This window comes from Rufibacter sp. JT3400010 (assembly GCF_054956755.1).
In genome coordinates, this window is the sequence record NZ_JBUDXA010000003.1 from 261,483 (window position 1) to 274,293 (window position 12,811).

10 protein-coding genes are annotated in these 12,811 nt (G+C 51.2%); 3 read left to right on the plus strand and 7 right to left on the minus strand.

Going from position 1 to position 12,811, the window contains the following annotated elements:
- Positions 1 to 130: 130 nt before the first annotated feature.
- Together ACY0JR_RS04560 and ACY0JR_RS04565 are read right to left on the minus strand one after the other, a co-directional pair.
- Entirely contained in the window at positions 131 to 3,025 is a 2,895-nt protein-coding gene (locus ACY0JR_RS04560) for a CHASE domain-containing protein (RefSeq protein ID WP_462632721.1), read from the minus strand.
- A 124-nt stretch (positions 3,026 to 3,149) separates the two neighbouring features.
- A complete protein-coding gene (locus ACY0JR_RS04565) occupies positions 3,150 to 4,499 on the minus strand; it encodes an FAD-dependent oxidoreductase (protein WP_462632722.1) in 1,350 nt (449 codons plus the stop codon).
- Positions 4,500 to 4,604: 105 nt separating this feature from the next.
- Between ACY0JR_RS04565 and ACY0JR_RS04570 the strand changes: the two genes are divergently transcribed.
- Positions 4,605 to 5,108, plus strand: a complete 504-nt coding sequence (locus ACY0JR_RS04570; protein WP_462632723.1) for a methylated-DNA--[protein]-cysteine S-methyltransferase — start codon at positions 4,605 to 4,607, stop codon at positions 5,106 to 5,108.
- Between the two features lie 278 nt (positions 5,109 to 5,386).
- Here ACY0JR_RS04570 and ACY0JR_RS04575 read toward each other — a convergent pair whose 3' ends face one another.
- The 5 genes from ACY0JR_RS04575 to ACY0JR_RS04595 all read right to left on the minus strand — a co-directional run bounded on the left by ACY0JR_RS04575 (position 5,387) and on the right by ACY0JR_RS04595 (position 11,091).
- Positions 5,387 to 6,004 carry an alpha-ketoglutarate-dependent dioxygenase AlkB family protein gene (locus ACY0JR_RS04575; RefSeq protein WP_462632725.1) on the minus strand — a complete coding sequence of 206 codons (618 nt, stop codon included), beginning with the start codon at positions 6,002 to 6,004 and terminating at the stop codon, positions 5,387 to 5,389.
- A 14-nt stretch (positions 6,005 to 6,018) separates the two neighbouring features.
- On the minus strand, positions 6,019 to 7,335 hold the full coding sequence (locus tag ACY0JR_RS04580) for a cation:proton antiporter (protein WP_462632726.1): 1,317 nt from the start codon (positions 7,333 to 7,335) through the stop codon (positions 6,019 to 6,021).
- 502 nt (positions 7,336 to 7,837) lie between these two features.
- Positions 7,838 to 9,109: a kynureninase gene (kynU, locus tag ACY0JR_RS04585; protein ID WP_462632727.1), complete on the minus strand. Its 1,272-nt coding sequence runs from the start codon at positions 9,107 to 9,109 to the stop codon at positions 7,838 to 7,840.
- A gap of 229 nt (positions 9,110 to 9,338) precedes the next feature.
- A complete protein-coding gene (locus ACY0JR_RS04590; RefSeq protein ID WP_462632728.1) occupies positions 9,339 to 9,953 on the minus strand; it encodes a hypothetical protein in 615 nt (204 codons plus the stop codon).
- Positions 9,954 to 10,038: 85 nt separating this feature from the next.
- Positions 10,039 to 11,091, minus strand: coding sequence for an amidohydrolase family protein (locus tag ACY0JR_RS04595; RefSeq protein ID WP_462632729.1), 1,053 nt, complete (start codon positions 11,089 to 11,091; stop codon positions 10,039 to 10,041).
- Positions 11,092 to 11,316: 225 nt separating this feature from the next.
- Here ACY0JR_RS04595 and ACY0JR_RS04600 point away from each other — a divergent pair, with 225 nt between their 5' ends.
- Positions 11,317 to 11,700: a RidA family protein gene (locus ACY0JR_RS04600; protein WP_462632730.1), complete on the plus strand. Its 384-nt coding sequence runs from the start codon at positions 11,317 to 11,319 to the stop codon at positions 11,698 to 11,700.
- 208 nt (positions 11,701 to 11,908) lie between these two features.
- Positions 11,909 to 12,766 carry an SDR family oxidoreductase gene (locus ACY0JR_RS04605; protein ID WP_462632732.1) on the plus strand — a complete coding sequence of 286 codons (858 nt, stop codon included), beginning with the start codon at positions 11,909 to 11,911 and terminating at the stop codon, positions 12,764 to 12,766.
- The last annotated feature ends 45 nt before the right edge of the window (positions 12,767 to 12,811 follow it).

The following is a 12,811-nucleotide window of genomic DNA, read 5'->3' on the forward strand; positions in this document are numbered from 1 at the left end:
AGGCAATTTCTCTCGGAATATTTGGTAGACCTAGTTTCACTCGCTCGCGGCTAGCGAGTAATCTTATTTTAGGGTATAAAAGGTGCTTTGGGCCAGTTTTCTGTAAAACTGGCCCAAAGCACCTTTTTAGTTAAACCGACATTTCTTTAAAGTAGACCATGAATTTGGTGCCCTGACCGGGCTCACTGCATACCTCAATGCGACCGCCGTTGTTTTCGATGATGCGTTTCACGATGTACAAGCCAATGCCGGTGCCTTCTACGTGCGAGTGGAACCGCCGGAACATGGTGAACAGTTTTTCCTGTTGGTCTTCGCGTATACCCAAACCGTTGTCTTCTACAGTGAGCACCACATAGTCATCCTCCCGGAAAGTATTGATGACAACTGTTGGCTGGCGGGAAGAGTCCCGGTATTTGACGGCGTTGGAGACCAGGTTGTAGAGAATGCTGCGGAGGTTTTTGCGGGCGTATTTCAGTTGTTTTACCTCAAAGGTGGTTTTCAGGTGTACTCCGGCTTCCTGTATCAAAGAAGCGATGTCTTCCTCTACGCCCGCTAATACCTCCGCGAAGGAAAGCACCTCGGCCTGAGAATCCAGGTCTTTCTGCACTTTGGTGATCTCCGTAAGGTCATGGATAGTGCCTTTCAGTTTAGCGATAGAAGACGCCACCATGTGCAGCAAAAGCTGTTCTTCGCTGCCTTCTTTTCCCTCAACGGTTTCCAGCAAAGCAGAGGTAAGCCCTTCCAGGTTGGCCAGCGGAGAGCGTAAGTCATGCGATGCGGTGTACACGAAGTTATCCAGGTCATTGTTGATTCTAATCAGTTCCTGGTTTTTTTGGTTCAGTTCATCATTGATGGTGGAGAGTTGCTTGCGGCTTTTCACCTGTTCGGTCACTTCCACGGCAAACGTCAGGATGGATTCTACTTCGTCCCGGCTGTTTTTGATGGGTTCATACACAATGTTGAAATGACGCATCACTTCCTGCCCCTCTGGGGTGGCAAAGGGAATGGATACTTCCTGACCTACATAAGGCTCGCCGGTAGCTATGATGCGCTGCAGAACTGCTTTGAACCGCTCGCGCCTAGCCTTGGGCAGTGACTCAACCGCATTTTGGCCTACTATTGCTTTTCCCTCATACAGCTTGCTTAAGTAGGCGTTGACCAGCGTGTATTTGAAATCTTTCGCCCGCACCAGCCCCACAATGGCGGGCACCTGCATAAAGATATACTGCAACGTGTCTGCGCTTTGCTTGAGCTTCCGCTCCATCTTAATGCGGTCACTAATGTCAATGGCCGACCCGATATAGCCCATAAACTCGCCGCCCTCGGTACTGAACCGGGGAATTCCCATGGTGACTACCCCGCGGTATTTCTTATCACGGCGGCACAGGCGGTATTCTACTTTGAAGTCGTCTTTTGCTTCTAAAGCTTTCAGGTAGGCCTGTTCCATGGCTTGGCTATCATCTGGATGAATGAACTGCAGCCAGCCTTTTCCTAGATTGTCTTCAAGCTTAGAACCGGTGAACTTAAGCCACTGCCGGTTGACGTAGGTACAGTTATTTTCCTCATCGGTGATCCAGATCATCACCGGGGCACTGTCTGCCATGTTCCGGAAACGGGCCTCACTCTCCATGAGCGCCTGCTGGGCTTTTTTCTCTTCGGTTACGTCCCGCACCTCCAGAATATGCCCCACCACCACGCCGCCCTGCTTTACAAAACGGGTGGAACAGGCTACGGGAATGGGATTCCCGTTGTGGCAGAGAAAAGTGTCTTCAAAGGTGAATGCTTTCTGGGACACAAGCTCCGGGGCCAGGTTACCCGGTTCCTGGTTTTGGTGCACTATTTCATACAAGGGCCTGCTTTTGAGATCATCCAACTCATACCCCAGCAAGCGTCTGGCCGACGGGTTCTGGAAGGTACAGTAGCCCCGGTCATCTAGCATGAACAAACCGGCGGTGGTATTTTTGGTGATGAGCTCGGTGAGTTGGTTAGACCGCAGATAGCGCTGCAAAGACCAGATCACAAAGAAGATGAGCAAGCTGATGATGCTTCCGCCCAGCAGAATGAGGTCATGCTGGTCTATGCCCGAGGCTTCGGCAAAGGCCTTGGTAGCTTTGAAGTGCAGGGTCCAGGTACGGCCGGCAATGCGCACTACGTCTGTATGCAGCAACAAACTGTCGGTGCTTTCAGAAGGATCTATCTTGGTCGCATTCCTGTACAGCAGCGCCTCTTCTTTTGTCTCTTTGCCGTCATAGATGGAAACACTTATGTCTTTCAGGTCATTGTCAATGGTATAGGAAAAAAGGTCTTTCGCCCGGAAGGGAGCGTACACAAAGCCTTTCAGCTTGTTTCTGCGCGCTAGCAAGTCCCGCGGATCTTCGCCGCCGTAATATACTGGCAAGTAGATGAGAAAGCCCGGCTGCACATCACTTTCGGTTTCCTGCACCAGTTTCACTTTAGCGGTCATGGCGGGCTTGTTCTCATCACGGGCGGCTTCCATGGCTTCCCGGCGTGTGAGGTCTGTGAACATGTCAAAACCGATTGCCCGCCGGTTCAGCACGTTCATGGGCTCCAGGAAAATGATAGATGTGTACTCAGTGCGTGGCGCAGCGGGCCACACCTTAAAAAGAGGGAAGCCTTCTGCCCTTATGCGTTCCTCTAACCTAGGCACCTGCTCTGGGTAGAGCATTACCGTAAACCCTATGCCCTGCACTCCTTTGTATAATTCGCCCTGCACTCCCCGGCGTTCTTTGTTCAACTGCAAGGAATTCAGGTAGCTTTGGAAATCTGCCCGGGTAACGGTATCTGACGCGGCGAACAACCCGCTCACTCCGTTCAGAATCTGCAGATAATTTCCCATGCGGCGCTCCAAGGTGTTTTTTATCTGTACCCTCCTGATCTCAAACTGCTGGGCATCCTCGGCCTGGTCATTGGTTTTGGACACGTAGTAGGCATACACAGTCATACCTAGCACCAGCACAAAGGAGCCTATAGCCAGGTAATAATCTTTTAAGCGGGAAAATATCATGTATGGACGGTTCGCTCCACCTTTTGCAAAAACAGGGCAGGTGGTTCTAGTTGGGTCTAAAATTTACTACAAAGCGGTAGTTTAGGGTGTCTTTTTAGAAAAACAGGTTAAAAACAGAAGGAAATCACGTCAGTTGCGCCTGAAGGTACTGCTGTACTTCGGGTTTATCATAATCTTCTTCTTTCTCAATATGCTCCATGAGCTTGCGCATGATCTCTTCCTGGCGTTGACCATTGGCAAGAGCCTCGGCATACGGAATATCTGGGGAAAAGGTGACCATGGAATACAGCGGAAGCCAGGAATCTGGGTACTGGCCGGTGATTTTAGCCTCTATTTTCTTCTGTAGCAGAAACCGGGGATCGGCCACTTTGTCCCGCATTTCGATGAAATTGTAGACGGCCAGATCTGCGATGGCGTCTGTGTTGGGCTTGCGAATTTCCTGAAACGTCTGGAAAATGGTTTCCCAATTGTCCTGGTGTTGTTCCAGAAGCCCGCGCAGCACGGTGCAGTCTTCAAACCCGGCGTTCATGCCTTGCCCGTAAAATGGAACAATGGCATGGGCGGCATCTCCCAACAACAGGATTTTGCCGCTGTGCCGCCAGGGAAGACATTTGACAGTAACCAAAGAGCCGATGGGGTTCTCAAAGAACTCCTGCGCCAACTCTGGCATGAGTGCGGTCACATCAGGGAAAACCTCCTGGAAGAAAGTATTCACATCAGCCTCGGTCTGCAATGATTGGAACGAGGGTTCGCCTTCATAAGGGAAAAACAGGGTGCAGGTGAAGGAGCCGTCTACGTTGGGCAGCGCAATCATCATGTACTGGCCGCGGGGCCAAATGTGCAGCGCGTTTTTCTCCAGTTGCCAACTTCCATCGGCCGCAGGCGGAATGGTGAGTTCTTTGTAGCCGTAGTCCAGATAGCTTTGCTCATAGTTGAACCGGTCTGTTTTCTGCAATGACAAGCGCACCATTGAATAGGCACCATCGGCGGCGAAAATCACGTCTGGCTGAATGTGGTGCTCCTGGCCGGTACTATTGTCCAGCATAGTCACTTTATTGGTGGCTACTTCCACCTCCATCACCTGCTGCTGAAAATGCAACGAAATGGTAGGCTCAGCCTCGGCTAAATCCAGCAAGGCTTGATTCAGTCCGCCTCTGGATACGGAGTAGATGGCTTGCCCTTCCTGCCCATACGGCTGAAAAGAGAGGTTCCCGTGCTTGTCATGCATGACGCGCCGGTACATGGGAATGGCCACTTTTTTGATGTCTTCGGCTATGCCGATGGTTTCCAGCGCGCGCCAGCCTCGGTCGCTCAGGGCTAGGTTAATGGAGCGTCCGCTGCCAATGTCGGTGCGGCGCAGGTCTGGCCGGCGTTCATAGACATCCACCCGGTAGCCTTGTTTGGCCAAGTACAAAGACAGCAGGCAGCCTACCAGGCCCCCGCCCATGACGCTGAGTTGGGTGGTTTTCTCCATCAATTTACGTTACATAAAACCTGTGGCGCAGAAAGTGCCCTGAATTAGTGCATTCTACGGAAAGAAGAGGTAAACTTAGGTTAAAATCTGTGAAAAAGCCTCTCCATGTCTGTTCCTTCGTCACTCTTTGTCCTGCACGTGCCTTCTCCTATAGGCATTATTCAGCTTACCTCTACGGAAAACGCTCTGTTTAAGGCTTCTTTTCTGGAAAACGGCCCCGAAGCAGACAGCACCTTTCTACCCGCTTGTTTACAGCAGGCCGCTATGCAGTTAGAAGAATATTTTGCCGGTACGCGGCAGTCGTTTGAGGTCCCGCTTCACGCGCAGGGTACCGCTTTTCAGCAGCAAGTCTGGCAAGCCCTACAACAAATTCCAGCAGGTCGCACCGACCACTACTTAGGCTTAGCCAAACGCTTAGGCAACGCCGGCGCCGTAAGGGCCGTGGGTACCGCCAACGGTGCCAATCCCTGGATGATTTTGGTACCCTGCCACCGCATCATTGGCGCCCAAGGCCAACTCACCGGCTACGCCGGTGGTCTCTGGCGCAAACAGTGGCTCCTGGCGCACGAAGCCAAGATGGTAGGTACGTACCAGACGGCTCTTTTTTAATGAGTGATTGAGAGTTTGAATGAATGAGAGAATGGGTGATGAGGAGATGTGAAGATTTGAAGATGTGGAAATTGGGGATGAGAAGATATTCGTGTGGGTAGATTAGAATTATTCTCTGTAACCTTCTATGGCGCGGAAGTTACTTCCGTGCCTTTCGGAAACGCTTAAAAGGGAGTCACGGAAGTAACTTCCGCGCCATAGTATTTGAAATGCATCTTTTAATTCTCTAACCTTCAGATCTCCTCATTTCCACATCCCAAAATCATTCAATCTCTCAATCACTCAATAAACCGAAAGGTGAGATTAACCCTGGGCTGTTGAGGCTTGGTGGTTTTGGGGAGTTGATGGTGCCAGAAGTGCTGGGTGGGACCAGCCATTAGGAGGAGGCTGCCGGAGGGAAGGACGAGCTGTCTCTTCAGGTCTTTTTGGAAACGGTGCCGGAAAGAGAAGGTGCGCTCCTGACCTAGACTTAAGGAGGCAATGATGGGGTTTCGGCCTAGTTCAGGCTCGTCATCAGCGTGCCAGCCCATGCTGTCCTGACCGTGGCGGTAAAGGTTGAGTAAAACGCTGTTGAAGGCTGAGCCGGTGAGACTTTCCAGTTGGGTTCTAAGTTGGGAGAGTTCTGGCAACCAGGGCAGCGGCTCCCAGGTGAGGCCGGAGTAGGTGTAGGCTTTACCAGCATCGGCGTACCAGGCAGTGAGCCGGGGTTGGTCTATCTGCTTCCCAAACATCCTGATTTTTTCCTGCCGCCACGCTACTTTCTCTTCCAAGGCATGTTGCAAGGGAATTTGTTTTTCTCTGGGAATGAAGTCGGGTAGCAGATACACCTCGGCGTCTGGCATGGATAATTTATAAGACCCAAACTGCTCCCGGAAGTCTGTTGCTAGTTCTTGCATCAGATAATTTGAGCTTACTCCTTTTTAGCTGAGGACTCAGTAGAGCTCTCCTCTTTATCTTCTGACATCTCTTTAGCAGCTTGATTAGGGTCAATGAAATCACTCGGCTTCCGGACTTTGTCTAAGTACGCCATCACTGGGGTGGCCAAAATGCCGTGAATGAAAATGGAAAGCAGAATGGTGAAGCCTACAATGGCCCATATTTCCTCGGGGTTCACAAACTCGGCTTCGCTCAAGGCAAAGGAGACGTAAAAAATGGATCCAATGCCTCTGATCCCGAAGAAACTGATGGCCCATTTTTCGCGTGTTTTCACCGGAACTCCCAAAAGACCGATGTACCCAGCCACAGGCCGCACAATTAAAAGAAAGCCGATGCTCACCATTGCTCCTTGCCAAGTAAGTGCATCCAACAAACCACGGCTAATACTGCCGCCCAGCAGAATCAAGACAATCACGACTAGAATCCGCTCAATTTGGTCAGTGAAATCATGCATTTCTCGGTGGTAACCAGTATCTTTTTCGTAGTGTTTCAGGGTGAGGCCTGTGACAAAGACGGCAATGAACCCGTAGCCGTGCACCATCTCGGTGAGGCCGTACACCAGCAACGTAGCCGAGATAGCCACAAAACCGTCCCGGGTGTTGGGGAATTTGCCTTTTTGGGGGAGTTTAAACAAGAGGTACTCCAGCACTTTACCCAACAGATAGCCTACCCCTACCCCTACCACAATGCGATACAGCAAATCATAGGAAACCCAATGGCCCAACCAGTTTTCAGGGTCTAACCCGTGCAGGGCTAAGGCAATGGCTAGCCAGGTAAACGGAAAGGCCATGCCGTCATTAAGGCCAGCCTCGGCCGTTAGGGCGAAACGGGTGGCGTCTTCCACTTCTTCGCTGGGCGGACCTACCTGCACATCTGAGGCCAGCACCGGATCTGTGGGGGCCAAAGCGGCCGCCAGCAGCACCGCTGAGGCCACCGGAAACCCGAGCCATCCCCACGCCATCCAAGTCAATGCGCCAATGCAGAGGAGCATGGTCCAACTCACCAGCCGCAACGGCACCTGCCAACTAAATAAGGAAAATCTGCGGTTTATTTTAATGCCCGTACCCATGAGCGTGATGATGACGCACAACTCTGAGAGATGCAGCGCCAGGTCATTCTTGCGCAACGGGTCTGGTTCTGGCAGTCCTAACGGCAGCTTATACAGCAGAAACCCCACCACCAGAAAGAGCATGGCGTAAGAAAAAGGCACTTCCTTAAACCAGGTAGGCAACCAGGCCATGGCCAACGCAGCGATGCCTATCACCACAAATGAAATCAGGTAAATGTCCATGCCGCTGCTGTTTCTGGAAAACGCCTTGTCAGACTTCGTATAAATACTTACCTCATACGGAAACCACGCACCTTGTTTCTACCTTCTTTCCAGAAAAAGCAGAAAAAAACAGCCGCGCCGGAAACCAGCTAACTTGTTCTTTCTCAGAAGCCACGCTTTGATTCTTAGGTAACTTCACAAAAAAGCAGCGTTTAAAGGCTGTTTTCTGAAAACTCCCTTAAACGCTGCCACTTGAATATGTTGTACGTGGTTTCCGGCGAGTCTGGAGACTCGCTTCATCCTTAGTCACGAGACTAGAGTCTTGCGCCAGTTATGCAAGTTTAAACCTGTGAGGTCTTGGAGACCTCACAGGTTTTGCGTTCTCAGCCTGTTTTCCGCAATGCCGCTGGCTCCAAATACCTCGTAGCGTGCGCAGCTCCTGCGAGCGTCTGCGCCAATATCGTTTCCAGTCTCTTTCCCACAAAACAGCTCAAAATACATCAGTGGGCTGAAGACCGAATTCCTATTGCTTGAAGTGCGCCGACAGGAATTGACCAAACCGGTAAACGTCTTCAAAGGTGTTGTACATGGGCGTAGGAGCAACCCTAATCACGTTGGGCTCGCGCCAGTCCAGGATGAAGCCGTTGGCCATAAGGGTTTCAAACAGTTGCCGTCCGTTCTGGTGGACCAATAACGAAAGCTGGCAGCCTCTAGCAGATGGTTCTTCGGGCGTAATTACCTCCAGGGCTTCTTTGGGCTGTTGCAGCTCTTTAATCAGAAATTCTAAGTAGCCGGTGAGTTGCTCGCTTTTAGCCCGAAGGTTCTGCATGCCCGCCTGGTCAAAAAGCTCCAGCGAGGCTTTGTGCACGGCCATGGGCAAAATCTGGCCGTTGGAAACCTGCCAGCCTTCGGCCCCGGCCATAGGAATAAAGCCTTTCTTCATCTGGAAACGCACACTCTGGTCATGGCCCCACCAACCGGCAAACCGAGGCAACTCTGAATTACGGGCGTGGCGCTCGTGCACAAACACCCCAGAAGTTCCGCCCGGCCCCGAGTTCAGGTATTTGTAGGTACACCATACGGCAAAATCCACGCTCCAACCGTGCAGTTGCAGCGGCACGTTTCCGGCAGCATGGGCCAAGTCAAAGCCGCAAAGGGCGCCTACGTCATGGGCCTCACGGGTAATGGCTGCCATGTCAAACACCTGCCCGGTGTAGTAGTTCACGCCACCCATCATCACCAAGGCCAACTCGCCTCCATTTTCCCGAATGGCGGCCAGAATATCTTCGGTTCTGAGGGTGTGTTCCCCTGGTCTGGGGGCCACTTCAATGATGGCATCTTCTGGCGAAAAGCCGTGGAATTTCACCTGGGTTTCCAGCGCGTATTGGTCAGAAGGGAACGCTCCCGCCTCGGTGAGAATCTTATACCGCCCGTTTCCTGGTCGGTAAAAAGAGACCAGCATGAGGTGCAGGTTCACGGTAAGTTGGTTCATGACCACCACTTCTTCGGGCATAGCCCCTACTACCCGGGCGGTAGGGCCAGCCAAGGCAGTGTGGTAGGTAAACCACTGGTTCTCTCCCGTAAAATGCCCTTCCACGCCCAACTCGGCCCACTTGGTCATTTCTTCCTCCAGGGCAGCCCGGGCAGATTTCGGCTGCAAACCCAACGAATTCCCGCAGAGGTACACGGTGTCTTTCCCGTTGTGCTGCGGAATATGGTACTGGTCTCTAAACGAACGAAGCGGGTCTGCCTGGTCTAGGGCTTGGGCAAAGGCAAGGGTATTTTGAAAAGACATGAATACGAGGTGCTAAAATCTATTTGGAACAGTGGCTAAGTTACCTAACAAGCGTTAGACTACCATAAAGTTTCAAAGTAAACTCCTTTGTACGCAATCCTGTGTTTAGAGTACGTTTCTTGGAAAACAGGCGCAAAAGCCAGATGTTCAAAAGCGAAAAATTTTAATTGGTTTTCCGCCTCCCGAACACGTTTGGGTTTAGCATCTGCCTCTAGCCGATGGATTACATTTAAATAACTGATGATGTTTTATCATTTCTTTTCACCAAGAACCGAAAGCCTACCCCGAGAATTAATTTTGTTGAAAAGCCGGCTTCACCATACAACTCAAATTTGGGATGTAAATAATAGGTTAGCCCTATTAATCCCCCATAATAAGTATCATGTACTTTGGTATTGAATTCATCTCGGTATATATTTTTTTCATCATACACCACAGACCTAAAAGTATACCCGTAAAACCCTGTGAAGTAAAAATGCACCTTTGATTGCGTAAATAGAAAGGAGCCTGTATTGATAGTTCCTCTCACCCCAACGTCATATCCAGAACCGACATCTTTTGAGTTTAAGGCAGGAGATGAATGATCGGTGTAAGTAGCCACCTCACGTGAATACAAAAAGTAAGGTCCCGCGCTAAATAAATTGCTTAGACCATATTCTGCATAAAGCATTGCCGTATATATTCCGCCATCGCTATCAGGGAGGTAGTAAATAGGATACCCATTGCCCGAAGTAAGGCCCAGACCTACTGCTAATTCGTTTTTGTTTATTTGCGCAAAAGACTCGGTAGGCTTTAAAGCAAAAAGTAGGGCAACTGAAATAATGAACTTGATATAAGTTTTCATAAGATTCCGATTACTTAACACGTTCAACTCCATTCACGCAGCCAGAGGCCGCACATAACTTACACTCGCGGGACGCGAGCGAGGTTTAGCCTTGCTTCGTCTGCCGAAGTTTTTGCACCAGGAACCGTTCTTTCTCCAGCCCCAGCCACTGCAAGGCCGAACCACTGAGCAGCATTTCCTTGACTTCATCTGCATACGGCATGGATTCAATCAGTTTGCCCGGCTCCTGCTCACCCAACGGGAAAGGATAATCAGATCCCAACGCCACCTTGTCGGCCCCAAATTGTTTGACCACGTAGTCCAGTGTATTGGGGCAGTGCACCAGGGAATCAATCCAGAACTTGCCTACGTAGCTTTCCGGGGCCACGGGGTTGTCTACCGCGCAAAGGTCTGGGCGCACGTCAAAGCCGTGCTGAATGCGGCCCAGGGTGAACGGAAACGAACCTCCGCCGTGGGCGAAGGCTAATCGTAAATTCGGTAACCGTTCCAAGACCCCGCCGAAGATGAGGGAACAGATGGCGCGGGAGGTTTCGGCGGGCATGCTCACGAGCCACGGCAGCCAGTATTTGCGCATCTTCTTTTCGCCCATCATGTCCCAGGGGTGCACAAAGATGGCGGCCCCTAGATCTGCGGCGGCTTCAAAGATGGGGAACAGGGCGTCATCGTCTAGATTGGTGTCATTGACGTTGGAGCCAATCTGCACTCCAGCCATGCCTAGTTCTTTCACGCAGCGCTCCAGTTCTTTGATGGCTAGTTCGGTGTCCTGCATGGGCAAGGTGCCCAGGCCCACAAACCGCGTGGGGTAACGCGCCACCACTTCGGCAATATGGTCGTTCAGGATTTTGGAAAGGTCCCAGGTGTGTTCGGGCTTGGCCCAGTAACTGAACATGACAGGCACGGTGCTCAACACCTGCACGTGCACGCCGTGGTGGTCGCACTCGCGCATGCGGGCCGCCGGATCCCAGCTGTTTTCCTGAATCTCCCGGAAAAACCGGTCGTCCAGCATCATGCGGGCGCAGCAGGGTTTGTGGTGCTCCAACCTGATGAACCCACCGTAGCCGTAGCGTTCCCGCAAATCGGGCCACCGTTCCGGCAGTATGTGCGTGTGGATGTCTATTTTAAGGGGCTGGTGCAACATGGAAAATTAGGCAAACAAACAGATGCGTTGCTCAACTTACGAAAACTCTTGCAGATTGTCTTGTTCTGGAAGAAGAGGCTTTCGGTTTTACCCCTAGTTTCTGGAAACTAGCCTAAAACCGACTACAAGTGTCATCTACTTTAAACGTAACTAGTTAAAATACGCCATTTTACTGGCAGGTTTGTATATTATTGTACCGTTATTCACCTCTAAAGCAAACATACTATGGCACGTCAGTTATTCTCTTCCGGGACCACTTGGGAAAGTAGCGTGGGGTATTCCCGCGCCATCAAAGTAGGGCCGCTCATTGAAGTAGCCGGCACTACGGCGGTGGAAAACGGGCAAGTAATTGGCCCCGGCGATGTGTACGCCCAAACCATTTGTGTTCTGCAAAAGATTGAACTGGTGTTGCAGGAAGCCGGAGCCTCGTTGAAAGATGTGGTGCGTACCCGCCTGTTCGTGACGGATATTAGTCAATGGCAGGAAGTAGGTCGCGCCCACGGCGAGTTCTTCCGGGACATTAGGCCGGTGACCAGCATGATAGAAGTAAAAGCCTTGATTGACCCGGCCCTTTTGGTAGAAATTGAAGTTACTGCTTATTGCGCATGACCCGCTTTTTAGCAGTTTTTTCAAAATCAGCCTGAAAGGAGCCGCTGCAAGTACTTCTGCTGTATTCTAAATTAACGCGAGTAGCTCAGCTGGGCAGGCATTCTTTTGCAGATTTACACATTAACAGAAGTGATGTTTGATAAATCGGCAAAAACCGCTTAGTTTAGGGAAATGTAGGAATATGACTACCCCCATTTCTCTCCTGCCCATGAAAACTGTACTTGTTTTAGGAAGCACTGGCAGCCTGGGTTCTTCGGTGTTGGAAGTACTCAGACAGCAATCCTATAAAATAAGGGCTACCGCCCGAACTCCTCTTAAAGCAGAGCAGCTTACCCCGTGGGTAGACGAGGTCATGGTCTGCGACCCCACTGAACCCGACACCCTCACCCCCGCTTTACTGGACGGAGTAGAGTATATTATCTCGGCGCTGGGGAAAAGCCTTAGTCTTTCAGACGATAGCCGCGCTTCTTTCCATGAGGTAGATTACCAAGGCAACCTGAATGTATTGAAACTGGCGCAGGCCAATGGACAGATTAAGAAGTTCGTGTACGTGGCGGCGTTCAGCGGGGAGAATCACCCTAATGTGGCGTACTTCAAAGCCCACGAAGACTTTACCAGAGCTCTTCGGAAAAGCGGAATCCCCAACAGCATTATCAAACCGCCGGCCCTTTTCTCGGCCTTCCTGAACTTGTTGCCACTGGCCCGCAAAGGTCGTCTAGCTTCTTTCGGCCCCGGCGATGCCATCACCAACCCCATCCATGAACATGAGGTGGCCGAAGCCTGCGTGCAGGCCCTCACGCTTCCAGTTGCCACCATAGAACTGGGCGGACCCGTGGCGTACTCCAGGTTGCAATTGGCTGAACTGGTGGGCAAAGCCGTGGGCAAAAACAAACCGGTACGCCGGGTACCGTACTGGCTGGCCCATACCTTTTTGCCTATGGTGCGCCTCCTTAACCGCTCTCTGTATGAGAAAGCCGCCTTTTTTGTGGAGGTCAATAAAACCGATTTCGTGGCCCCGGCTAAAGGCCATTTGCGGCTGGAAGATTATTTAGCCGAACATGTATAGCAACCCGCTTGGGGCATCCGCCGTTTTTCCCGATATTTGCCTGTA

Coding starts and splice junctions, on each gene's coding strand:
- ACY0JR_RS04560 (WP_462632721.1), bottom strand. CDS start 3,025: ATGATATTTTCCCGCTTAAAAGATTATTACCTGGCTATAGGCTCCTTT.
- ACY0JR_RS04565 (WP_462632722.1), bottom strand. CDS start 4,499: ATGGAGAAAACCACCCAACTCAGCGTCATGGGCGGGGGCCTGGTAGGC.
- ACY0JR_RS04570 (WP_462632723.1), top strand. CDS start 4,605: ATGTCTGTTCCTTCGTCACTCTTTGTCCTGCACGTGCCTTCTCCTATA.
- ACY0JR_RS04575 (WP_462632725.1), bottom strand. CDS start 6,004: ATGCAAGAACTAGCAACAGACTTCCGGGAGCAGTTTGGGTCTTATAAA.
- ACY0JR_RS04580 (WP_462632726.1), bottom strand. CDS start 7,335: ATGGACATTTACCTGATTTCATTTGTGGTGATAGGCATCGCTGCGTTG.
- kynU (WP_462632727.1), bottom strand. CDS start 9,109: ATGTCTTTTCAAAATACCCTTGCCTTTGCCCAAGCCCTAGACCAGGCA.
- ACY0JR_RS04590 (WP_462632728.1), bottom strand. CDS start 9,953: ATGAAAACTTATATCAAGTTCATTATTTCAGTTGCCCTACTTTTTGCT.
- ACY0JR_RS04595 (WP_462632729.1), bottom strand. CDS start 11,091: ATGTTGCACCAGCCCCTTAAAATAGACATCCACACGCACATACTGCCG.
- ACY0JR_RS04600 (WP_462632730.1), top strand. CDS start 11,317: ATGGCACGTCAGTTATTCTCTTCCGGGACCACTTGGGAAAGTAGCGTG.
- ACY0JR_RS04605 (WP_462632732.1), top strand. CDS start 11,909: ATGAAAACTGTACTTGTTTTAGGAAGCACTGGCAGCCTGGGTTCTTCG.